We start from the raw sequence: 22,670 nt of genomic DNA, 5'->3' as shown, positions 1-22,670 counted from the left end.
TTTGTTTTAGGTTCAAGGTTTCAATTTCTTAAATTCTTCATTTTTGGCATACAAAAAATCCATTGTAGCCAAAACATTAGGATGTTCTAAAAGGGTTTTCGATTTTGGATCGGCATCACAAAACTCAAGAAAAAGTTCTTTTTGATCAGCATTAATTTTTAAATTTTTAGTAAAGAAATCTGGAGGACAATATGCAGTGGCATGTTTTTTAAAACGATCGTCCACTTCATGTTTTTCTTTTGAATATGAACCTCTTAAAGGTATATTCATTTTTGCAGCATATCTTATTCTGCCATCATTTACTCCAGTGTAACGAGTAAGATCGTTTGCAGTTTTGTTATTGTTTATCTCATTTACTTTATCGGTATCAAACTCTACTTTTTGGAATTTTATTGATGTAACTACAACTTCATCAAGCTCTTCGGCTTTAATAATCATATTTACTACAAGATTATTATTCTTTAAATTTTCCGATGTAAGTTTCAATCGTGTAAAGAAATAATCTTTAAAGAAAAAGAGTAAACTGTCTTGTTCCTTTGCCAGAATAGAAAATTCTCCCAGCTCATTTGTTCTTGTACTGGTTTTAGCTGTTTTATTTATAACTTCAACTTTATTAAGAGGAGTTTTATTAGCAAGAACTTTTCCGTGAAGTAATTTTTCTGTTTGAGAAATTGAGAGCTGGTAAGTGAAAAAAGAAATCGTGGTAAGTAATTTTACTTTCATCTAGTGGTATTTAGTGAAAGTAAAATTATTAGAATTGTCTTAATGAAAACTTGTGAAATCTGTAAATTCTTGTTAATAATATCGTTCGATCTTTTTAGTGAAAACTTCAAATTCGCCGTTATTAAATAAAACGGGACCATGTCCAAAACAAAGTATTTTTGGTTTTAATGAAGCCAGTTTTAAAATTGATTTTCTATTAGTTTCTTGATCTGTTGTAAATAAAACTGGTGGTTCATTAAGCCCAATTTTTGTAGTCAATAAATTCATATTGGTTATAACATCACCAACAATTAAAACGCCGTCTTTTTCCCTAAAAAAAGACAAATGTCCGCTGGAATGACCTGGAGTTTCAATAACAATAAATCCGCCAATTTGATCGCCTTCTTTTAATGTTCCAGAAACAGGATGTCCTTTTCCTGCCCAAAATCGTTTTTGAAATCTCGAAATAATATGATTAGGATTTGGATATTCGAAAATCACATTGCCGTTTTCCGCAGCTGTTTTTTCAGGTTCACTGCACAAAAGTGGAATATTCAAAGTTTCACAGATTATTTTGCTGCTTCCCTGATGATCGGCGTGCGCGTGGGTCAGTGCGTGTTTTGTTATTGATTTGTTCTTTAAAGCTTTTAGAATTGTTCTACTTGAACTGCGAATTCCGGCATCGATTAAAACATCTTCAATTACATAACAATTAATAGCGTTTCTTGGAAACAAAGGAATTTGATAAACGTCTTTGGCAATAGATTTCATTTTCTTGAATTTTATATTGACAAAGATTTGAATTCAGTTACTAAATTCACTTGATAAATGTTAAGAAATGCTTTGACGAATTCGGCTTAAAGATTCAGGCGTTATTCCAAGAAATGAAGCAATATAAATTAAAGGTGTTCGCTGAATTATTTTGGCTGGAGCCGATTCCAGAAAAGTGAGGTATTTTTCTTTTGCCGGAATCATCTGCAGTTTCAAAACACGATCTGCCATGCAAAGGTAATTTTGTTCAGCAAGAATTCTTCCAACACGCTCCCAATTTGGAATTTCCGAATATAAATACTGCATCTTTTCAAAACTAATAGAAAGGATTTCGCAGTCTTCTATACACTGAATATTTTCAAAAGAAACCGATTGATTTATAAAACTGGAATAAGAAGCAATAAAACCTTCATCAGAGCTTAAATAAGTGGTGATTTCTTTTCCGTCTTTTAAATAATAAACACGTGCCAAACCTTTAACAATGAAAAAGATTTTATTGCTGATTTTTCCCATTTCGGAAAGAAATTCTTTGGCATTAAATTTTTCATATTCAAAACAAGAATCGATCTTTTCGATTTCATTTTCAGAAAACGAAGCGATTGATTGTATTTGTTTTTGTAATGAAGGATTCATGTTTTTATAAAATCTCGATTAATTCCGAAGCATTGTTAATAACCAGTTTTGCACCGCTGGTTTTCAATTCTTCTTCGGTTCTGTAGCCCCAAGTTACACCAACCGGAAACATATTTGCATTTATTGCTGTCTGCATGTCAATATCAGAATCACCTACAAAAAGAATTTCTTCTGGTTTTAAATTCCAGTTTTTGCTTATTTCTACAGCTTCAAACGGGTTTGGCTTTTTAAGTGTTTCGGTGCTTAAGCCAACTGCAGTATCAAAATAATCAGGAAAAATTTCTGATGCTATTTTTTTAGTCAGTTCATCGGCTTTGTTGGAGAAAACAGCCAGTTTGATATTCTGTGAAGTCAAATTATCTAATAACTCCAGAATTCCTTCGTATGGTTTTGTTTTTAGCGTGCAGATTTTTCGGTATTCATTTACCATGCATTCAAAACATATTTCAATTTGATCGTCTGAATTGTTTGTTATAGGAAGAGCTTTGCTGACCAAATTTCGCAAACCGCTGCCGATAAAATATTGATACGTATCATAAGTATGAGTTGGGTAATTTAGACCTTTAAGAACAATATTCATCGCATCTGAAATGTCTTCTAATGAGTTTACTAACGTTCCGTCTAAATCAAAAATAATTCCTTTAAATTTCATTCTATGTTATATATTATTCGCTAAAATAAATCCACTTGTCCAGGCATTTTGAAAATTAAAACCTCCTGTAATAGCGTCGATATTTACAATTTCGCCGGCAAAATATAGGTTTTCATGAATTTTACTTTCCATGGTTTTAAAGTTGATTTCTTTTAAATCGATTCCTCCTGCTGTAACAAATTCTTCTTTAAAAGTACTTTTTCCGTTGACTTTAAATTCTGCTTTTGTGAGTTGAGAAGCTAAATTCTTCAATTGATTTTTAGATAAATCTGCCCATTTGGTTTCAGTTTCAATTCCTGAAGCAAAAACCAAACTTTCCCATAAACGGTTCGGAAAGTCGAAAGGAGATTTTTTAGAAACGGCTTTTTTTGCGTGTTCTTGTTTTAGGTCTTTTAGAATTTTTTCGGCATCTTCATAATCAACATCATTTAACCAATTGACAAAAATGGTAAACTGATAATTTTTATCGTGTAAAATACGCGCGCCCCAAGCCGAAAGTTTCAATATGGCCGGACCGCTCATTCCCCAATGTGTAATTAACAAAGGTCCTGTCGATTCTAGTTTGGTGTCTTTTACGATTACGGTAACTTGTGCTGCAATGCCGGGTAATTCTTTAATTCTGGAATCTTTGATGTTGAAGGTAAACAGGGAAGGAACGGGGCTTACAATTGCGTGTCCGTGTTGTTGAAGCATTTCCCAGATTTTTGGATTGCTTCCGGTTGCCATTACTAATTTTTCGGCAGCGAAATTGTCACTTTGGGTATCAATTTTCCAGTGATTTTCTTTTTTAAAAATCGATTGTACGCTTTGCCCTGTAAGTACTTTTATGCCTAATTTTTCGGTTGTTTTTAAAAAACAGTCAATTATAGTTTGGGATGAATTCGAAACAGGAAACATTCTTCCGTCTTCTTCAATTTTTAATTCCACGCCATGTTTTTCGAACCATTCAATTGTATCTCCCGAACAAAACTGATGAAACGGACCACGAAGTTCTTTTTCGCCTCGTGGATAAAATTTAACCAATTCGTTGGGTTCAAAACAAGCGTGTGTAACGTTACAGCGTCCGCCACCGGAAACGCGGACTTTAGAAAGGACTTCTTTTCCTCTTTCTAAAATGGCGATTTTTAGTTTCGGATTTTTCTCTACAATATTAATAGCGGTGAAAAAACCTGCAGCGCCTCCGCCAACGATGATTATGTCGAAATTTTTGATCATATTTTTATCTTTTTGCCACGACCCGAGCGATAGCGAACTGGCGTAGCAATTTCACGAATTGGCACTAATTTTTTTATTTGCCACAGATTAAAATGATTTACACAGATTTTTTGCTCGGAATTCACAACTTTAAGCATAAATTAATTCGTGAAAATTCGTGAAATTCGTGGCGAAAGAAAAAATCCTTTTAATCTTAATAATCTGTGGCTAAAAAATTTATACTTTATATTTTGTCTGGATTATCAGAGATAATTCCATCGACTTTATAACTTTTTACTTTTTGAATATCTTCTTTACTATTTACTGTCCATGGGAAAACTAAGAATCCTTTTTCCTGTATTTTGCTTACGTTTTCTGGATTTAATAAATGAAAATCAGGATTAATGGCTTTTGCTTTGATCTTTTCGGCGAAAGCCAAAGCGGTATCAAGATTTTCTTCTGTTAAAACACCAATTGCAATTTTTGGATTTAACTTTGATGTTTCCTCCAGCATATTCCAATCGAAACTTGAAACTATAAAATGATTGTAATTCCAGTCTTTTTCTGAGATATATTCTTTTATAAGAGATACAACTTTACTCGGAGTTCCTAAACCTTTTAATTCGATATTGATCAGACATTTTTTGTCAACCAAATCAAATACCTCGTTTAAAGTTGGGATTTGGTATTTTCCATCAATCAGAACCGATTTTAATTCTGCTAAAGTAAAATTATTTACCAAGCCTTTTCCGTTAGTTGTTCTGTCTATCGTTTCGTCGTGAATTACTATTATATGTCCGTCAGAGCTAAGGTGAACGTCGAGTTCAATTCCGTCTGAATTTAGGTCTAAGGCTTTTTGGAAAGCTTGTAAAGTATTTTCAGGTTCGTAGGCTTTGGCGCCTCGATGTGCAATTTTGAGCATTTTGCAGTGTTTTTTTCTAACCGCAAAGGTCGTAAAGTTTTACGCAAAGGTCGCAGGATTATAAAAAAAGTTAGCCACAGATTATGAGGATTAAAAAGGATTTTTTCTTTTGCCACGAATTTCACGAATTTGCACAAATTTAAAATGATAAATTAATTCGTGAAAATTCGTGAAATTCGTGGCAAACCAATCTGTGTTAATCTTAATAATCTTTGGCTAAAAAAAACTTTGCGGTTAAATTAGTTCCAGTAAAACAATATCAAATTCACTGTCAACAATTACTTTACCGTCAATTACTTCAACATTTTGATTAGAGTAAGTATCTTTTAATTTGGTTCCGTTTGGGAAAATATCGCCAACAGGAAGCTCTTTTCTGCCTTTTGGTAAATCTACTCCCATAACTACTTTGTCTGTAAAGACACCTTTTGTATAGATTCTAGAAAATGTATAAGGATACGGATTAATCAGTTTGTGAACGCCCGCTCCAACGGCTGGATGATTTTTTCTAAACTGTCCTAATTTCTGCCAATGTAAAAGTGTTTTCTGCGTTTCAGAATTGTTCTGAATATCATCCCAATTCATATTCGAACGTAAAGTTGCATCGCCATTTGTACCTTCAACAACTAAAGAACGATTCGATTCATCACCATAATAAACCTGTGACATTCCGGGAGAAAGCAATAGTTTAGTTCCGGCTTCAATACCTTTTATTCGATTGGCATCAAAAGGCTGACCGTCATCATGCGAAGACATATAGTTTAAAACCGAATATCCTTTTAAATCATTGTTCAAAGCATTCGAATATTTCGAAAATAAACCTTCGTAATCGCTTTGAGCAGCATTCCATTTAAATTCAAAATTGATCATGCTATTGAAACCATTTTGAAAATAATTTACTTTTCGATCTCCAAAATCATAATCCTGTCCGCCGCTTATTCCGTAACCGTAAACCTCCGCAATAGTGTAAAAAGGATTCTGATCTAAAACTTCCAGCGGATGATGTTTTTTCCAGGTTTCGAATGCATAATCGCATTGTGTTTTAAAATCGGCCCAAACGCCTTCTTCGGTGTGTTTTACGGTATCGGCACGATAACCGTCAATTCCGAATTCTGTGATATAATCGGTAAGCCATTTTATGATATAATATTTTGGACTTCTTGGATATCCTGTTCTTTTGAAGAATTCATCCAATGAAGCAATTTCTTTTTCGTAACGACCTTCTTTTTTCCATTTTTCGATTAAAAAAGGAGGAAGCTCTACATTTTGAGTACTTTCTGTTTTTACGTCTGGAAGATTTTCTACCAAAGTACACATCGTTGTATTTTCAAATGATTTGTAATCGCAGACAACACCTGTTCTTACCCAGTCAGAAGGCCAAACGGGATCTTCTGGAGTTACCGGTCCGGTATGATTAATTACGCCATCAAGAATAATTCTGATACCTTTTTCGTGAGCTTTTTTTACGAGTTTTGCTAAATCTTCTTTTGTTCCGAAGTTTGGATCGAGAGCCGTCCAGTCTTTTGCCCAATAACCGTGAAAGCCATAACTAAGTCCGGTTCCTTCGTCAACACCGTCGTGAATTTGTTCTACAATCGGCGTAAGCCAAATGGCATTTATTCCTAGTTTTTCAAAATAGCCTGATTCGATTTTTTGGGTAATTCCGATGATGTCACCGCCTTCAAATCCGCGTAATTTTGCGGGAGTTTTGGTTCGGTTGAAGTTGACATCGTTCGAAGTATCTCCATTGTAAAAACGATCTGTAAGTAAAAAATAAACATTTGCCCCTTCCCAAACGAAAGGTATTTTCGAAGTATTTTCTTTATTCATTGAAACTGATTTTGAGCCAGAACAACTCATTATTAAGTATACTAAAGATAGAGAAAGGAAAGTGTATTTTTTCATTATTTTAGAATATTTTAGGATGCATTGTGTTGAAAAAAAATAGCCACAGATTAAAGGATTTAAAAGGATTTTTTTTCGTTTGCCACGAATTGCACAAATTTCCACGAATTATTATATACAAAATAAATTAGTGAAAATTCGGAAAATTCGTGGCGAATAAAATCTGTGTTAATCGTATTAATCTGTGGCTAAAATCCTTTGCGTAGACGCACTGCTGTGCGCCTCTACGTTATATGCTTTGTGTGTAATATTATTCCAATTCTAAAACCAAAGCTGATTTTGGTTCTAAAGTGATTTCAGAAGCTAAATCAAATGTTTTTCCTGTAATTACATCTTTTCCAGATTTAAAGTTTTTGATGCTTTCTTTAAAACGGTTTGTTTTTATAATTTGCTCTTTTGCATTGTTATTGAAAGCAACCATTACAGTTTTACTATCCGTATATCTGAAATATACATAAGTATTGTTTTCAGGAATATAATGTGTCATTTTTCCGAAATGAACCGCTTCGTTTGTTTTTCTCCAGTTGTACAATTTCGAAGAGAAATCAAAGTAAGCTGCTTGTTCTGCTGTTCTTCCTTCTTTTGTAAAAGCATTGTTTTTGTCGCCAGCCCATCCGCCAGGGAAATCCTGACGAATATCGGCATCGCCGCCTTTACCTTTATCACCGCCCATTCCGATTTCTGAACCGTAATACACTTGTGGAATTCCGCGAATTGTAGCCAATAAGGTCATCGCCAGTTTGTATTTTGGTAAATCATATTTGAACTTATCGTTCATACGGTCTGTATCATGATTTTCGGCAAAAACTAGAATGTTATTTGTATTTGGATATAAATAATCCATTGCAAAATTGTTGTAGAATTTGATCAATCCATTGTCCCAGCTTGGTTCATTTTCGTTGAAAGCAGAAGTAATCTGACTTTGAAGCGTAAAATCCATTACACTTGGAAGGTTAGAATTGTAATTTTCGATAGCACCAATTTTACTGTCTTTTTGCCAATACGCTAAATTTGCCTGATTGTGCATCCAGATTTCTCCCACGATATTAAAGTTTGGATATTCATTTGTGATTGATTTTGCCCAATTTGCCATTGCAGTTTGGTCAGAGTAATTATAAGTATCAACTCTAAAGCCATCAAGATTAGCAAATTCGATCCACCAGATTGCGTTTTGAGTTAAGTATTTTGCTACTAGAGGATTTCTTAAATTTAAATCAGGCATTGAAGGTACAAACCAGCCGTCAACACAAACTTCCTGATCTATTTTTGAAGCGTGAATATCTGTAATTACTTCACGACGGTGATGTGTCTGTGTGAAAGTTTCGAATTGATTGAACCATGTTTTGGTTGGAATATCTTTCATCATCCAGTGTGTAATTCCCCAGTGATTTGTTACATAATCCATAACCAGTTTTAGGTTCTTTTTGTGCATTTCTGCAGATAAACGAGCGTAGTCATCATTTGTTCCATAACGCGGATCTATTTTGTAAACGTCCGATTGTCCGTAAGTATGATACGAATGTTGTTTGTCGTTGTCTTCGCATAAAGGTGTACTCCAGATTGTAGTCGCGCCAAGAGACGAAATATAATCTAAGTTTTTGATGATTCCTTCAATATCGCCGCCGTGACGTCCGCTTGGATCCTGACGATTTCCTTTTTCAGTTAAAGAAGCATTACTATCGTTTTTTGGATTTCCATTTGCAAAACGATCTGGCATGATTAAATAAATCAAATCCGATGCATCGTAACTTTTTCGGTCTGCTGAATTTGCTCTTCTTTCTTTAAGCGAATATTTCTGCGTAAACGCCACTTTATTTTTGGTTTTGAAAGAAAAAACCAATTCAGAAGCTTTTAGGTTTTGAGTATCAATTGTAACGAAAAGGTAGTTTGGATTTTCTGTTTTTTCTACATTTTTAATCGTCACATTATTTGAAACTGAAGCTTCATATTGTGCAATGTCTTTTCCGTAGAACATAATCTGGAGTTCCGGATTTTTCATTCCGGCATACCAAAATGGTGGTTCTACTTTTTGAATTTGCGCTTTCGCGGAAGCGGAAAATAGTAGAACAAACAGAATTATTTTATAAATCGAATGGTTGTTTTTTAGGTTATTCATAGTTTTTCTTTTTAGTTCGATTTCCTGCAAGGTTTTGAAAACCTTGTAGGTATGAATGGAGTAAAGTAAAGCTTTTAGAAGACCTACAAGGTTTTCAAAACCTTGCAGGACAACTATAAAAGATTAAAAAAAAGACAAGCAATTTTGGGGAGAATTACTTGTCTTTTTAGGGTGTTATTTGGTTTCAATAACGCTTATTGCATATCCTCCGCCTGGAGCAGAAAGCTGCGATAATTTTGATTTGCTTGTTACAGCAATTTTCTTAATTGTATAAGCTTGCGGATTAGTTTTGTAATGCGCATCTTTTGCATCAGCATAAATGGTTGCTGTGTATTTTTTTCCTTTTTCAAGGAAGCTGAAATCGATGTTTGATGTACGCGGCGTTTCTCCGTTTACGTTTCCAATAAACCAGTTGTTTGTTCCTTTTGCTTTACGTGCAACAGTAATAAAATCTCCCGGCTCAGCTTCAATATATTTACTTTCTGACCAATCTACAGCCACATCTTTAATGAACTGGAATGCATCTGGAAAACGGTTGTAGTTTTCCGGTGTATCTGCCGCCATTTGTAATGGGCTGTACATCGTAACGTATAAAGCCAATTGATTTGCTAATGTACTGTTTACATGTGATTTGTTGTCAGGATTCATTTTGCTGATATCCATTTCGAAGATTCCCGGAGTGTAATCCATTGGACCACCAATTAAACGTGTAAAAGGCAATACTGTAACGTGATTTGGTTTTGAACCTCCAAAAGCTTGGTATTCTGTTCCTCTTGCTGCTTCATTTCCAATTAAGTTAGGATACGTTCTGCAAATTCCTGTTGGGCGAACTGCTTCGTGAGCGTTTACCATAATTTTATAATCTGCAGCTTTTTCGATTGCATATTGATAATGGTTTACAATCCATTGATCGTAATGGTTTTCACCGCGAGGTAAAATATCTCCAACGTAACCGCTTTTTACAGCGTCGTACCCGTTGTCTTTCATGAATTGATATGCTTTGTCTATATGACGCTCGTAATTACGAACTGAACCTGAAGTTTCATGGTGCATAATAATTTTGATTCCTTTAGATTTTGCGTATTCGTGCAAACCTTTTACATCAAAATCAGGATAAGGGGTTACGAAATCAAAAACATAATCTTTTGAATGTCCAAACCAGTCTTCCCAGCCTTCGTTCCAACCTTCAACTAAAACAGCGTCAAAACCATTTGCAGCAGCAAAATCAATGTATTTTTTTACGTTAGCATTGTTTGCTCCGTGCGTTCCGCTTGGTTTTGCTTTTGAGAAATCAGAAACTCCTAATTGAACTGTTGGAAAATCATTCGTGTATGACCAAGAGCTTTTTCCTGTAATCATTTCCCACCAAACACCAACATATTTTACTGGTTTAATCCAAGAAGTATCATCAATTTTTGATGGATCGTTTAAGTTTAAAGTCATTTTTGATGCTAAGATTTCTCTAGCATCATCACTTACCATAATCGTTCTCCAAGGCGAGTGACTTGGCGCTTGCATGTAGCCTTTATCTCCTTTTGCATCTGGCGTTAACCAAGATTCGAAAACTAAGTTTTTATCATCTAAATTCAAGTGCATACAAGAATAGTTGATCAAAGCCGCTTCGTGTAAGTTGATATAGATTCCGTCGTTTGTTTTTAACATCAAAGAAGTCTGAACTCCTGTTGGTGAAAAAGATTTTTGAGAAACGTTTGCTGTATATGCTTTTTCAGATAAACCTCTAATTTCAGATAATTTCGATTTTGTATAATCATATTCCTGAGTATCATAATCTCCCGGAATCCAGAAAGCAGTATGATCTCCAGTCATGGCAAATTGTGATCTTTCTTCTTTAATTACGAAATAAGTAAGATTCTTTTGTGCCGGAAATTCATATCTAAATCCTAAACCGTCATCAAATAAACGGAAACGAATTACGATTTGTCTGTCTGTTCCTTTTTGGTTTAAAGTTACAGCCAATTCATTATAATGATTTCTGATGTTATCTACTTCTCCCCAAACCGGTTTCCAGGTCTCATCAAAAGTTGAAGTTTTGGTATCAACAACTGTAAAGTCATTTAGTAAAGATTTTTTGTCATCTTTAAGTTCTAGACCTAATTTACTGGTTTTTACAACTTCTTTGTTTTTGTATTTTAAATTGTACGTTGGAGTTCCGTCGTTTTGAAGAGAAAATTCCATTACGAACTTGCCTTCGGGTGATTTTAATTGCTGCGCTTTTGCAACGGTGCTAAACGCAAACAAAATTAAACTTGCGAAAAATAAGTTTTTCATGTTTTTTAGTTTTTAAGTGTATTGTAATTTAATTTATTTGTACAAATTTACTTGCAATCACAGGATTTCCGTTAACTACAATTGTTAAATCTTGATCGCCGTCTACAGTAAATGTTGTTTCGTTATGATTTACAGCTACTTTTAAAATTTGGTTTCTGAAATTAATTTTAAAAGAGTAACCTTTCCATTCTTTTGGAATTTTTGGAGAGAAATGCAATTGACCATTTTTCACTCTCATTCCGCCAAAACCTTCTACAATACTCATCCAGGTTCCGGCCATTGACGTGATGTGACAGCCTTCTTCCACTTCTTTATTATAATCGTCCAAATCCAGACGAGAAGTTCTTAAATAGAAAGTATAAGCCATATCCATTTTGTCTAAAACAGCAGCCTGAATCGAGTGTACGCAAGGCGAAAGGGAACTTTCATGAACGGTAAATGATTCATAAAATTCGAAATTACGTTGTAATTCTTCTCTTGAAAAATGATCTTCGAAGAAATAGAAACATTGCAAAACATCGGCTTGTTTGATATAAGGCGAACGTAAAACGCGATCCCAAGACCATTTTTGGTTGATCGGACGTTGTGAACGATCTAAATCTTTTACCGGAACTAAATCTTTGTCTAAGAAACCGTCTTGCTGCAAATAGATTCCTAACTCTTGAGAAGTTGGGAAATACATATCATTAGCTACTTTTTTCCATTCGTGAATTTCATTCGAAGTAAGGTTTACTTTTTCTAAAACACGTTTGTGATCTGCCGGATATTCTAAAGCTACTTTATTGATTTGATCTGCAGCAAAATCAATACACCATTTTGCAATATAATTGGTGTAGAAATTATTGTTGATGTTGTTTTCGTATTCGTTTGGTCCTGTAACTCCAAGAATTACATACTGATTTTTCTCTTTTGAAAAAGATGCTCTTTGGTGCCAGAAACGTGCGATACCAATTAAAACTTCTAAACCTTTTTCTGGTATATAAGAGTAATCTCCGGTGTAACGGTAATAGTTGTAAATCGCAAAAGCAATCGCTCCATTTCTGTGGATTTCTTCGTGCGTGATTTCCCATTCGTTGTGGCATTCTTCACCATTCATGGTAACCATCGGGTACAATGCAGCTCCGTTTTTGAAACCTAAATTATCTTTCGCATTTTCAATCGCTTTATCCAATTGATTGAAACGGTAAGTCAATAAGTTTCTTGCAACTTGCTGATCTTTTGTCGCCATGTAAAACGGAATACAGTATGCCTCAGTGTCCCAATAAGTTGATCCTCCGTATTTTTCTCCGGTGAAACCTTTTGGGCCAATGTTTAATCGGCTGTCTTTCCCTGAATAGGTTTGGTTTAATTGGAAGATGTTGAAACGAATTCCCTGTTGTGCTTTTACATCGCCATCAATTGTAATATCTGACATTTCCCAGATTTTTGCCCAAGCTTCAATTTGATTTTGAAGTAAAGCATCATATCCTGAATTTACTGCCGATTTAATTACTTTTTCGGCTGCAGCCAAAGTATTTTCGTGGTTTAAAGAAACCGTATATCCACCAATTTTTTGGATTGATGAGGTTTGTCCTTTTGCAATAATAGTACCGTAAGTGTACTGAACTTTATCTGTTGTTGAATCGATTGTCGATGGAGAAACATGAATGTCTTCACCATTTGCCAAAATCGTATTGTGCATGAAAGTCGTAACTTTAAAATGCGTTTTAAACGTTTGAGCAGTTACAAAAGCCTCGTTTGTTCCTTTTTTTACTTCAAGCGGTTCCCAGAATTTTTCTTCCCAGTTGGCATCTTCATTGGTTACACCAGCGTCAACATAAGGTTTGTAAACGATTTTTGCATCTTTGTTTAAAGGTGTAATATCGTATTTAATGATTCCCGCTTCGTCTAAATCTAACGAAAGAAAGCGACGAACGTTAACGGCAATTTCAGTTCCGTTTTTTAGAACAGCTTCAAAAGAACGATTGTACCATCCTTCTTTCATATTCAATTCTCTGCGGAAGTTTCTAACTTCGGCACAATTATTTAAATCAAGATTTTCTTCGTTGATTTCAATGTCAATTCCTATCCAGTTTGGAGCATTAAGTACTTTGGCAAAATATTTCGGATAACCGTTTTTCCACCATCCCACTTTTGTTTTGTCCGGATAATAAATTCCAGCGATGTAACTTCCCTGAAAAGTTTCTGCTGAATATGTTTCTTCAAAATTGGCACGTTGTCCCATAGCACCGTTCCCGATACTAAAAAGACTTTCAGACGATTTTACTCTCTCGGCATCAAATCCTTCTTCTATAATTGACCAATTGTCTGGTTTTATATAATCTTGGTTCATTTGTTTTTAAAGTGTTTTTCGTGATTGATTGATTTATGATTGATTATTTTGTGATTAATGATTCGATAAAGTTTTCATCCATTACAGTGAAATCTTTAAAAATGAAATCAGCCTCATGCAAAATTGTTTCCTCACCAATTCCCACACTTACCATTTCTGCAATATTTGCTGCCTGAATTCCGGCAACAGAATCTTCAAATACAATTGAATTTTTTGGATCAATATTTAATAATTGAGCCGCTTTTAAGAAAACTTCAGGATCTGGTTTTGCATTGGTAACGTCATTTCCGTCCACAATAACATCGAAGTAAGAGATGATCCCTGTTTTTTCTAGAATTGGTCTTGCATTTTTACTGGCAGAGCCCAATGCAATTCCTTGGTTTTTATCTTTTAATAATTGCAGTGTTTTAAAAACACCAGGAAGAATCTCGTTTTCGTCCATGTCAACTAAATAAGATAAGTAATCTTCGTTTTTTTGAATTAACCATTTGTCTTTGTCTTCCTGAGAAGCCTGAACATTTCCTAATCCAAGTATAATATCCAACGAACGAACCCGGCTCACGCCTTTTAACAGTTCGTTGTCTTCATGCGTAAAATTTATGTTTAGAGATTGTGCAATTTTTTGCCAGGCTAAAAAGTGGTATTTAGCGGTATCAACGATCACTCCGTCAAGATCGAAGATGAATGCTTTTTTATTATTCATGAATTTCAATTTTAGTTCTGCTATTTACTCTAAGTGTAAGTAATCCGGCAAATATCATCGATACACCTCCAATTATTAAGGCGTAAATAGGTTCGTTGTGAAAGAATTGTTTAATTACAAATCCTAAGATTGTAGCGGCTACAATTTGCGGAATTACTACGAAAAAGTTAAAAACCCCCATGTAATAACCCATTTTTGCGGCTGGTAAAGCGCCAGATAACATAGCATAAGGCATTGATAAAATACTTGCCCATGCAATACCAACTCCTAACATTGGCAGGATAAGCATTTGTTTATCGCCAATAAAATAAATTGAAATTAAACCAACACCTCCAGCGCATAAGGCCAATAAATGTGTTGCTCTAACGCCTACTTTTTTTGCAATAACCGGTAATAAAAAAGCTACGGTCGCAGCGACTCCGTTATAAACCGTAAATAAAACAGAAACCCAGTCAGCAGCATCATTGTATACTTTTGAAGTGGTGTCTGTTGTACCAAATATATGCTGTGTAACGGCTTGTGTGGTGTAAATCCACATGGAGAAAAGCGCAAACCAAGAAAAAAATTGAACCCAGGCTAATTTTTGCATTGTTCTTGGCATATTCAATAAATCGGTCATGATTATGGTAAATCCATTCTGAACTTTTTTAGTTCGTAATTGTGATGCAATTACAAATAAAACGCCCATGAAAATCAGTCCGATGAATAAAATATATAATTCTTTTGCCAGGTTATTTTCAAAAATTAGAAATGAAATTAATCCTCCAATAGCAGAAAAGACTAATCCTAAAAACAATTGTTTTTTAATTGTAACACCTAATTCTGTTTCTGAATTTAGAGCATCCTTATCTAAATCTTTTTTGCTGTTAGCTTCAAATGCATGAAGTTCCTCTGGAGTATATTCGGTTGTTTTAAAAACAGTCCATAAAACAGAAAGGAGGAAAACAATTCCGCCAATGTAGAAAGACCATTTTACGGCATCCGGAATAATTCCTTTTGGAGCAACGTTGCTTACATCAAAGACATTTGTGAAAAGATAAGGCAAAACTGAACCAACAACGGCTCCGGTACCAATAAAGAAACTCTGCATTACAAAACCTAATGCACGCTGATGGTCTGGTAAATTATCGCCAACAAAAGCGCGAAATGGTTCCATTGAAACGTTTATCGAAGCATCCATGATCCATAAAGTTCCTGCCGCAATCCACAAAGTAGGAGAGTTTGGCATAACAAATAATGCGATCGAAGACAAAATAGCTCCAATTAAAAAATAGGGGCGGCGTCTGCCTAAACGAGTCCAGGTTCTGTCACTGAAATAACCAATAACGGGCTGAATAATTAAACCAGAAACAGGTGCAGCAATCCACAAAATTGGGATTTCATCTATTTTAGCACCAAGGGTTTCAAAAATTCTTGAAGTATTTGCGTTTTGCAGTGCAAAACCAAACTGTATTCCTAAGAAACCGAAACTCATATTCCAAATTTCCCAGAAACTTAATTTACGCTTTTCCATTATCGTAATTTGTGAAAAATTATACGATAAGCGCTTTGCTTATCAAAACTTACTGTTTTTTCGAAGTAAAAGTAAAAGCTTTGACGGCCGTAAAAGTATAAATTATTTTTAGATATATGCTAACAAAAAAGCCATAAATATTTTTTATGGCTTTAGAAAGTATTGATTTTAAGAATTTTAGTCAGTAGATTCTCTTTTTATTAAATGTGTTTCTATAACTTCTGTTGTGTAGTTTTCGTTTTCTTCTTCGTCATCATCGTGTTCAGCTTCCAGTCTTTCAATAAGCATTTTAGCCGCTTTATTTCCCATTTTTTCTCCACTTTGACTTACGGTTGTGATACTTGGAGTGGAGTATTTTGAGATAATTCCGTCAGTAAAAGCAATTACGGCTAAATCTTCTGGAACTTTTAATCCCATTTTTGAAGCTGTTTTAATAATTGTTACGGCAAAAAGCTCATTAACAGCAAAAACAGCATCGAAAGCACGATCATGCAAAAGCTGACTGATGGTAATTTCGCAGGTATCGACGTCTTCGATTTTTATGATTAAATCTTCATTGAAGGGAATTCCGTTGTCTAAAAGCGCTTTTTCGTAACCGTCTGTTCTCAGTTTTCCAACACTTACATAATCGACTGTAGTTACTAAAGCTATCTTTTTTCGCCCGTTGTCAATCAAACTCTGAACGGCTTCATAAGCCGCAGCTTTATCATCGATAATAACCTTATCGCATAAAATATCGTTGGTCACGCGGTCGAACATGACAACCGGCATTCCCTGATTTATAACTTCGGTAATGTGGTGAAAATCACCTTTAAACTGGGTTTCTTTAGAGAGAGACATGATAAAACCATCGATACTTCCGTTGGCTAACATTTCCATATTCAGGACTTCTTTATCAAAAGAATCATCAGATAAACAAATCACAACGCTGTATCCATTTTCGTTAGCAACCTGCTCAATTCCGTTGATTACGGTAGAGAAAAAATAATGTACAATTTCCGGAATGATAATACCAATACTTTTGGTTTTTCGATTTTTTAAACTAAGGGCAATATTGTTCGGTTTATAGTTGTAAAACTTTGCAAAAGCCTGCACTTTTAATCGTGTTTCTTCTCCAATTTCAAGGCTGTTTCTGAGTGATTTTGAGACAGTTGAAATAGAGACATCGAGTTCCTTTGCAATCTGTTTTAAGGTTATTTTGCGTTTCATGGCGTGAATTGAAAAAAATCTAATTAATAATAAAGGTATCTGAAATTTTTATAATTGGCAATTTTTGACTTAAAAGATTACAAAAAATAGAAAGTTTTCAACACTACCACGTTTTCGTAAACCAATTAAAAATGCCTCTCGTCGACCGTGTTAATAAATTCCTAATTTTGAAATTCGAAGTAAAATTAAAAACTTAACTAACAATCACAAACTCAAACTAATTTAAACAAAAAGTATGAAAACAATTTACAAAAAGTTGTTATTTTTATTCCTATTGTTGCCGTTTACAGTGTTAGCTCAAAACACTTTAAGCGGGACTGTTGTCGATAAAGCAACAGGTCAGCCAATACCAGGGGTAAATGTAAATGTACAAGGTGCTCCAAGCGGTGCATCAACAGGATTTGACGGTAATTACCAGCTGTCGAATGTTAAAAGCGGAAACAAAATTGTAGTTTCTTTTATTGGTTACAAAACGCAAACGATTGAGTATGCCGGACAAAAAACTATAAACGTTTCTTTAGAAGAAGATACGAACCAACTTAAAGAAGTTGTAGTACAAGTAGGTTACGGAACTGTTAAGAAAAAAGACGCAACAGGATCAGTATCTCAAATTTCTGCTAAAGAATTTAACAAAGGTATTAACGTAACTCCAGAAAGTTTAATCAGCGGACGTATTTCGGGCGTTAATGTAACAGGAGGGGGTGCACCAGGTGCAAAAGCAGATATCAGAATTCGTGGAGGGTCTTCTTTAAATGCATCAAATGAGCCATTAATTGTATTAGACGGACTTCCGTTAAGTAATGCAGTTCCTAGTGGTGCAACAAGTATTTTATCTACTATTGATCCTAATGATATTGAGTCTTTTACAGTGCTTAAAGATGCTTCAGCTGCTGCGATCTACGGATCTCGTGCTGCAAATGGTGTAATCGTTATTACAACTAAAAAAGGAACAAAAGGTGGTGTTAAAGTAAACTTTAGCTCTCAGGTTGGTATCAATACAGTTGCTAATACTGTTGATGTGATGAGTGCAGATCAATTCCGTGAATTGGTTAATACAAAAGGTACTCCTGCTCAACAAGCTTTATTAGGTAACGCAAACACAAACTGGCAAGATGAAATCTTTCATACAGCTTTAACAACAAACAATAATATCTCTGTAAGTGGTGCTTTATTTAATAAATTACCAGTACGTTTATCTGTTGGAAATGTTGATAATCCTGGAATCCTAAGAAACACTTCTTTTGAAAGAACTACGACATCGTTATCGTTAAATCCAGTTTTATTTGACAATCATTTAAAAATTGATATTAGCGGAAACTTATCTTTTGGAAAAAATCAATTTCAGGATGAAGGAGCAGTAATTGGAAGTGCAATTGGATTTGATCCAACGCAGCCAGTATATCAGGCAGGATCTCGTTATGGAGGATATTTTGAATGGTTAGAGCCTACTGGAAACTTGCCTTTATTGCCTGCAAGAAACCCTGTAGCAAGATTGAATCAAGATGAAAGAAGAGCAACTTCTACAAGAAAATGGGGAAATGTTAGATTGGATTATAAATTCCATTTCTTCGAAGATTTGAGAGCTGTTGTTGAAGCTGGTATCGATAGATTTGATAGTAGCGGTTACACAGAAGTAAGTACTCAAAGTGCTTTAGGATATCAGCCAAAACCTTTCACTGATCCAGGTTATGTGAACTTAGGAAACTATAATCATTATACTGATGCACTTCAAAACAAAAACTTAAATGCGTATTTTAATTATACTAAAGATTTAGGAAAGTTTAAAATTGATGCAACAGCAGGTTATAACTATCAGTTATTCCAAAAAGAGAAATATTCATCAGGAGAAGTTAGACAGCCAAATCCTAATGCGGATGTTGCTACAGATCCAGATGTTAATTTACAATCTTATTTCGGTCGTTTAAACTTAGGTTATGACAGCAGATATTTATTGACACTTAACTACAGAAGAGACGGAACTTCTCGCTTCTCTGAAGATAACAGATGGGGTAATTTTGGAGGAGCTGCTTTTGCATGGAATCTGTCTGAAGAAGCTTTCTTAAAAGATAATACAACTGTATCAACTTTAAAATTAAGAGTAGGTTACGGTACAACTGGACAGCAGGATATTTCTGCACAGTATGATTATTTACGCAGAGTAACTCTTGGAACAATTAATACACAATACATTTTTGGAAATACTGTTTATTCAACAGCAAGACCAGAAGGTTATAATGAAGATATTAAATGGGAAGAGCTGGCAGAGACAAACGTTGGTATTGATTACGGTTTCTTCAATGATAGAATAACTGGATCTATCAATTATTTTAATAAAAAATCAACAGATTTATTAGCTGATATCGCAGTTCCTGATGGAGCTAATCTTAGAAATCAAGGTTTCTTTAATATTGGTAGTGTAGATACAAAAGGGGTTGAGTTCAGTATTCAGTCGGATATTGTTAAAACAGATGATCTGAATTGGAATGTTGCTTTTAATGCTACTTATATCGATCAGAAAATTGCTGATTTAGGAATTACTGTTCCAGGTTTTCAAGGCTACCTAGCTGGTGATAATATTGCTGGAGGAAGTGGAAATAAAATTCAGATAAACTCTGTTGGATATGCTCCAAACTCATTCTTTGTTTACGAACAATTATATGATGCAAACAAACGACCAATTGCTGGTGCTTATGTGGATAGAAATGGAGATGGAAAAATAGATACTGGAGATCGTTACAGATTTCATAAAACAGCTCCAGATTATACTTTCGGATTGTTTTCTACTTTAAACTATAAAAAGTTTGATTTTACAATGAACTGGAGAGCGAGTTTAGGAAATCGAATTTTTGATAACGTAAGTTCTAACTTAGGATATTCTGATGCAGGTCTAAGAAGACAAACAGATTTATCTAATGTAAGTTCAGATTACTACAATACTGGTTTTACATTTGAAGACAATGGTACACAGCGTTATTTATCAGATTATTTTGTTAAAGATGCCTCTTTTATAAAACTGGATAATGTAACTCTTGGATATACTTTTGATAAAACAATAATTAAAGGGGCTTCTCTAAGATTTACTGCTGGTGTACAGAATGTATTTATTCTAACCAAATATGATGGTTTAGATCCGGAAAAATTCAATGGAATTGATAACAATGTTTATCCAAGAGCAAGAACATACTTGTTTGGTGTTAATGTGAATTTCTAATAGGAGCTGAAATCAAAATTTAAAAAATAAACAAAATGAAAATATCATTTAAATATATAAGTTATTTTTTCCTATTCGTTTTAGGATTAAGTATGACGCTTACTTCGTGTACGGACGACTTAAACGTGACGCCAAAGGATGATGATGAATTTTTATCTGAAACCTTTTTTCAAGATCCGGCATCATACAAACAAGTACTTGCAAAATTATATGCAGGACTATATGTAGGAGGTAACGATGGAGATGGAGATGCAGCGGTTCCAACAAAAAGCCCTGATATTGCAGGACTTGGAGGAGATTTTAGTAGTTACTTAAGGTTACTTTTTGTAACTCAGGAATTTACAACAGATGAAGCAATTATTGCATGGGCAGATGGTACTTTACCAACATTAAATAGTCAAACCTGGTCTCCGGCAAATGAATTTTTGGCAGGAACTTTCTCTAGAGCATTTTATCACATTAGTGTTGCTAATGAATTTTTAAGACAAACTACAGATGAAAAACTAACTGCAAGAGGAGTTGATGCTAATCTAAAAACGCAAATCGCTGCTTTTAGAGCAGAAGCTCGTTTCTTGAGAGCTTTTTCATATTATAATTTAATGGATTTGTTCGGTAATGTGCCAATTACAACAGAAAATGATCCTGTTGGATTCTTTTATCCGGTACAAAAATCAAGAGCAGAAGTTTTTGCTTTTGTAGAATCAGAATTAAAAGACTTGGATAATAGTTTAGTTGCTTCAAAAGCAAATGAATATGGAAGAGTTGACAAAACTGCTGCTAAGTTCTTATTAGCTCAGCTTTATTTAAATGCTAAAGTATATACTGGGACTGCAAGAAATGATGAAGCAGCGACATTATGTAATGAAATAATTACTAGTTCGGGTTATACTTTTGCAAATGTTCCTTACGGATACTTATTTTCTGCGGATAACAACAGAAATGGTGCTCAAAGCGAAGTTATCTTCCCTATTGTTGGTGATGGTAATGCAATTAGAGCTACTGGTGGAGGAATGAGTTTTATTATGCATGCTTCAATTGGAGGAAGTATGAGCGCTGCGTCCAGAGGTATGGACGGTGGATGGCAGGGAATTAGAACTCGTAGAGAGTTTGTAAATCTTTTTCCTGATGAAACTGCAACTGGTGATAAGAGAGGTACATTTTATACAAACGGACAATCAAAAGACATCAAAAATGTTGGAACTTTTACAGATGGTTATGCTGTAACTAAATACATCAATGTTAATTCTGATGGATCTGCAGCACAAAGAAATGATATCCCGGATATCGATTTTCCAATGTTCAGATTAACAGATGCTTATTTAATGTATGCTGAGGCAACGCTTAGAGGTGCATCAACAGGAAATATGGGTACAGCTTTAGGGTACATCAATCAAATTAGAACAAGAGCCGGAGCTCAGACTATAACAACGCCTCAACTAACCCTTGATTTTATTTTAGATGAAAGAGGAAGAGAGTTGTTTTGGGAATGTCACAGAAGAACTGATTTAATCCGTTTTGGGAAATTTACTGGTGGATCAAAAATCTGGCAATGGAAAGGTGGTTCTATAAATGGAAGCGCAACTGAATCATACAGAGATTTAATGCCTATTCCTGCAAGAAATATACAAGCAAATCCAACATTAAAACAAAATCCAGGATACTAAACTAACCTATAACTAAAAATAAAACAAAATGAAAAATATATATAAAGTATTAATCGCATTCATTGGTGTATTAGCTGTGTCTTGTAATGCTGACGATGTAGAAAACAGACCAGTAATCGAGGCAGCAACTGCTCCAGTATTATTAAATCCTAAATCTGATTTTAGTATCGTTCTATCGAAAGAAACTGAAAACAATGTGGCAACAATTGTAGTATGGAATGATGCAAAATATGAAGGATCCCAAACAGTTGTTAATTACACAATCGAAGTAGCAAAAGCAGGAACAAATTTTGCTGTTCCTGTAGTTGTGTCAAATACTACTGAAAGAGTTAAAAGTTTAACGGTTGCTGAATTAAACTCAGCTTTAGTAAATGGTGGTTTTGTTGAAAAAGAAGAAAACAAAGTTGATATTCGTATCAAATCTGTTGTAGGTGCTTCAGGTTTGCCTCAATATTCTAATGTTTTCACTATTACAGCTACTCCATACCACGTACCATTAGCAAGTTCTCACTGGTTAGTAGGTGCTGCAACTCCAGGAGGTTGGACATGGGCTGGTGATGCTGAAACTGAATTCCCATTAGTAATTGGAAAAACAGATGTTTATCAAGTAACAATTGTTCTTAAAAGCGGAGAAGCATTTAGAGAATTCTTAGGAAATAACTTTACAAGTGATGGTAACTGGGATTCTAGTCATAACTACACTTACTATTCAGGCCAAGGATTTACTATTGATCCAGAATTAGTAAATGCAAACGACGGAGACAGTAACTTTAAATATACTGGACCAACTGGACCAAGAGTTCTAACAATTGACAATAGTGCAAAAACTATAACATTAGACTAGTTTCTAATGTATT

General features: G+C 34.6%; 16 protein-coding genes. 3 read left to right on the top strand and 13 right to left on the bottom strand.

Annotated features, from left to right (window positions below):
• Window positions 1-12: 12 nt before the first annotated feature.
• The 13 genes from APR43_RS08500 to APR43_RS08440 all read right to left on the bottom strand — a co-directional run bounded on the left by APR43_RS08500 (window position 13) and on the right by APR43_RS08440 (window position 16,938).
• Entirely contained in the window at window positions 13-723 is a 711-nt protein-coding gene (locus tag APR43_RS08500) for a hypothetical protein (protein WP_053469984.1), read from the bottom strand.
• Between the two features lie 72 nt (window positions 724-795).
• Window positions 796-1,473, bottom strand: a complete 678-nt coding sequence (locus APR43_RS08495; protein ID WP_053469985.1) for an MBL fold metallo-hydrolase — start codon at window positions 1,471-1,473, stop codon at window positions 796-798.
• A 60-nt stretch (window positions 1,474-1,533) separates the two neighbouring features.
• The gene (locus tag APR43_RS08490) at window positions 1,534-2,106 is read right to left on the bottom strand and encodes a Crp/Fnr family transcriptional regulator (RefSeq protein WP_053469986.1); all 573 of its coding nucleotides are present in this window, start codon (window positions 2,104-2,106) and stop codon (window positions 1,534-1,536) included.
• A gap of 4 nt (window positions 2,107-2,110) precedes the next feature.
• The gene (locus APR43_RS08485; protein ID WP_053469987.1) at window positions 2,111-2,758 is read right to left on the bottom strand and encodes an HAD family hydrolase; all 648 of its coding nucleotides are present in this window, start codon (window positions 2,756-2,758) and stop codon (window positions 2,111-2,113) included.
• 6 nt (window positions 2,759-2,764) lie between these two features.
• Window positions 2,765-3,973 carry an NAD(P)/FAD-dependent oxidoreductase gene (locus APR43_RS08480; RefSeq protein WP_053469988.1) on the bottom strand — a complete coding sequence of 403 codons (1,209 nt, stop codon included), beginning with the start codon at window positions 3,971-3,973 and terminating at the stop codon, window positions 2,765-2,767.
• Between the two features lie 223 nt (window positions 3,974-4,196).
• Window positions 4,197-4,874: a glycerophosphodiester phosphodiesterase gene (locus tag APR43_RS08475; RefSeq protein WP_053469989.1), complete on the bottom strand. Its 678-nt coding sequence runs from the start codon at window positions 4,872-4,874 to the stop codon at window positions 4,197-4,199.
• Between the two features lie 234 nt (window positions 4,875-5,108).
• Window positions 5,109-6,776, bottom strand: a complete 1,668-nt coding sequence (locus APR43_RS08470) for an alpha-amylase family glycosyl hydrolase (protein ID WP_053470137.1) — start codon at window positions 6,774-6,776, stop codon at window positions 5,109-5,111.
• Window positions 6,777-7,026: 250 nt separating this feature from the next.
• Window positions 7,027-8,892 (bottom strand): glycoside hydrolase family 13 protein, encoded by a 1,866-nt coding sequence (locus APR43_RS08465; protein WP_053469990.1) that lies wholly within the window; start codon window positions 8,890-8,892, stop codon window positions 7,027-7,029.
• Window positions 8,893-9,066: 174 nt separating this feature from the next.
• A complete protein-coding gene (locus APR43_RS08460; RefSeq protein WP_053469991.1) occupies window positions 9,067-11,181 on the bottom strand; it encodes a glycoside hydrolase family 97 protein in 2,115 nt (704 codons plus the stop codon).
• 28 nt (window positions 11,182-11,209) lie between these two features.
• Entirely contained in the window at window positions 11,210-13,513 is a 2,304-nt protein-coding gene (locus APR43_RS08455) for a glycoside hydrolase family 65 protein (RefSeq protein ID WP_053469992.1), read from the bottom strand.
• A gap of 43 nt (window positions 13,514-13,556) precedes the next feature.
• Window positions 13,557-14,216, bottom strand: a complete 660-nt coding sequence (pgmB, locus tag APR43_RS08450; RefSeq protein ID WP_053469993.1) for a beta-phosphoglucomutase — start codon at window positions 14,214-14,216, stop codon at window positions 13,557-13,559.
• Window positions 14,209-15,729 carry an MFS transporter gene (locus APR43_RS08445; RefSeq protein WP_053469994.1) on the bottom strand — a complete coding sequence of 507 codons (1,521 nt, stop codon included), beginning with the start codon at window positions 15,727-15,729 and terminating at the stop codon, window positions 14,209-14,211. Before APR43_RS08445 ends, pgmB begins: the two co-directional genes overlap by 8 nt.
• A 177-nt stretch (window positions 15,730-15,906) precedes the next feature.
• Entirely contained in the window at window positions 15,907-16,938 is a 1,032-nt protein-coding gene (locus APR43_RS08440; protein ID WP_053469995.1) for a LacI family DNA-binding transcriptional regulator, read from the bottom strand.
• Between the two features lie 235 nt (window positions 16,939-17,173).
• Between APR43_RS08440 and APR43_RS08435 the strand changes: the two genes are divergently transcribed.
• The 3 genes from APR43_RS08435 to APR43_RS08425 are packed head-to-tail and all read left to right on the top strand — an operon-like array spanning window position 17,174 to window position 22,657.
• Window positions 17,174-20,149: a SusC/RagA family TonB-linked outer membrane protein gene (locus APR43_RS08435; protein ID WP_053469996.1), complete on the top strand. Its 2,976-nt coding sequence runs from the start codon at window positions 17,174-17,176 to the stop codon at window positions 20,147-20,149.
• 35 nt (window positions 20,150-20,184) lie between these two features.
• The gene (locus APR43_RS08430) at window positions 20,185-21,813 is read left to right on the top strand and encodes a RagB/SusD family nutrient uptake outer membrane protein (protein ID WP_053469997.1); all 1,629 of its coding nucleotides are present in this window, start codon (window positions 20,185-20,187) and stop codon (window positions 21,811-21,813) included.
• A gap of 28 nt (window positions 21,814-21,841) precedes the next feature.
• Window positions 21,842-22,657: a SusE domain-containing protein gene (locus APR43_RS08425; RefSeq protein WP_053469998.1), complete on the top strand. Its 816-nt coding sequence runs from the start codon at window positions 21,842-21,844 to the stop codon at window positions 22,655-22,657.
• The last annotated feature ends 13 nt before the right edge of the window (window positions 22,658-22,670 follow it).

It is taken from the genome of Flavobacterium sp. NLM, assembly GCF_002210235.1.
In the GTDB taxonomy this organism is placed as follows: domain Bacteria; phylum Bacteroidota; class Bacteroidia; order Flavobacteriales; family Flavobacteriaceae; genus Flavobacterium; species Flavobacterium panici.
This window is presented reverse-complemented; position numbering and strand designations above follow the sequence as displayed.

Coding starts and splice junctions, on each gene's coding strand:
- APR43_RS08500 (WP_053469984.1), bottom strand. CDS start 723: ATGAAAGTAAAATTACTTACCACGATTTCTTTTTTCACTTACCAGCTC.
- APR43_RS08495 (WP_053469985.1), bottom strand. CDS start 1,473: ATGAAATCTATTGCCAAAGACGTTTATCAAATTCCTTTGTTTCCAAGA.
- APR43_RS08490 (WP_053469986.1), bottom strand. CDS start 2,106: ATGAATCCTTCATTACAAAAACAAATACAATCAATCGCTTCGTTTTCT.
- APR43_RS08485 (WP_053469987.1), bottom strand. CDS start 2,758: ATGAAATTTAAAGGAATTATTTTTGATTTAGACGGAACGTTAGTAAAC.
- APR43_RS08480 (WP_053469988.1), bottom strand. CDS start 3,973: ATGATCAAAAATTTCGACATAATCATCGTTGGCGGAGGCGCTGCAGGT.
- APR43_RS08475 (WP_053469989.1), bottom strand. CDS start 4,874: ATGCTCAAAATTGCACATCGAGGCGCCAAAGCCTACGAACCTGAAAAT.
- APR43_RS08470 (WP_053470137.1), bottom strand. CDS start 6,776: ATGAAAAAATACACTTTCCTTTCTCTATCTTTAGTATACTTAATAATG.
- APR43_RS08465 (WP_053469990.1), bottom strand. CDS start 8,892: ATGAATAACCTAAAAAACAACCATTCGATTTATAAAATAATTCTGTTT.
- APR43_RS08460 (WP_053469991.1), bottom strand. CDS start 11,181: ATGAAAAACTTATTTTTCGCAAGTTTAATTTTGTTTGCGTTTAGCACC.
- APR43_RS08455 (WP_053469992.1), bottom strand. CDS start 13,513: ATGAACCAAGATTATATAAAACCAGACAATTGGTCAATTATAGAAGAA.
- pgmB (WP_053469993.1), bottom strand. CDS start 14,216: ATGAATAATAAAAAAGCATTCATCTTCGATCTTGACGGAGTGATCGTT.
- APR43_RS08445 (WP_053469994.1), bottom strand. CDS start 15,729: ATGGAAAAGCGTAAATTAAGTTTCTGGGAAATTTGGAATATGAGTTTC.
- APR43_RS08440 (WP_053469995.1), bottom strand. CDS start 16,938: ATGAAACGCAAAATAACCTTAAAACAGATTGCAAAGGAACTCGATGTC.
- APR43_RS08435 (WP_053469996.1), top strand. CDS start 17,174: ATGAAAACAATTTACAAAAAGTTGTTATTTTTATTCCTATTGTTGCCG.
- APR43_RS08430 (WP_053469997.1), top strand. CDS start 20,185: ATGAAAATATCATTTAAATATATAAGTTATTTTTTCCTATTCGTTTTA.
- APR43_RS08425 (WP_053469998.1), top strand. CDS start 21,842: ATGAAAAATATATATAAAGTATTAATCGCATTCATTGGTGTATTAGCT.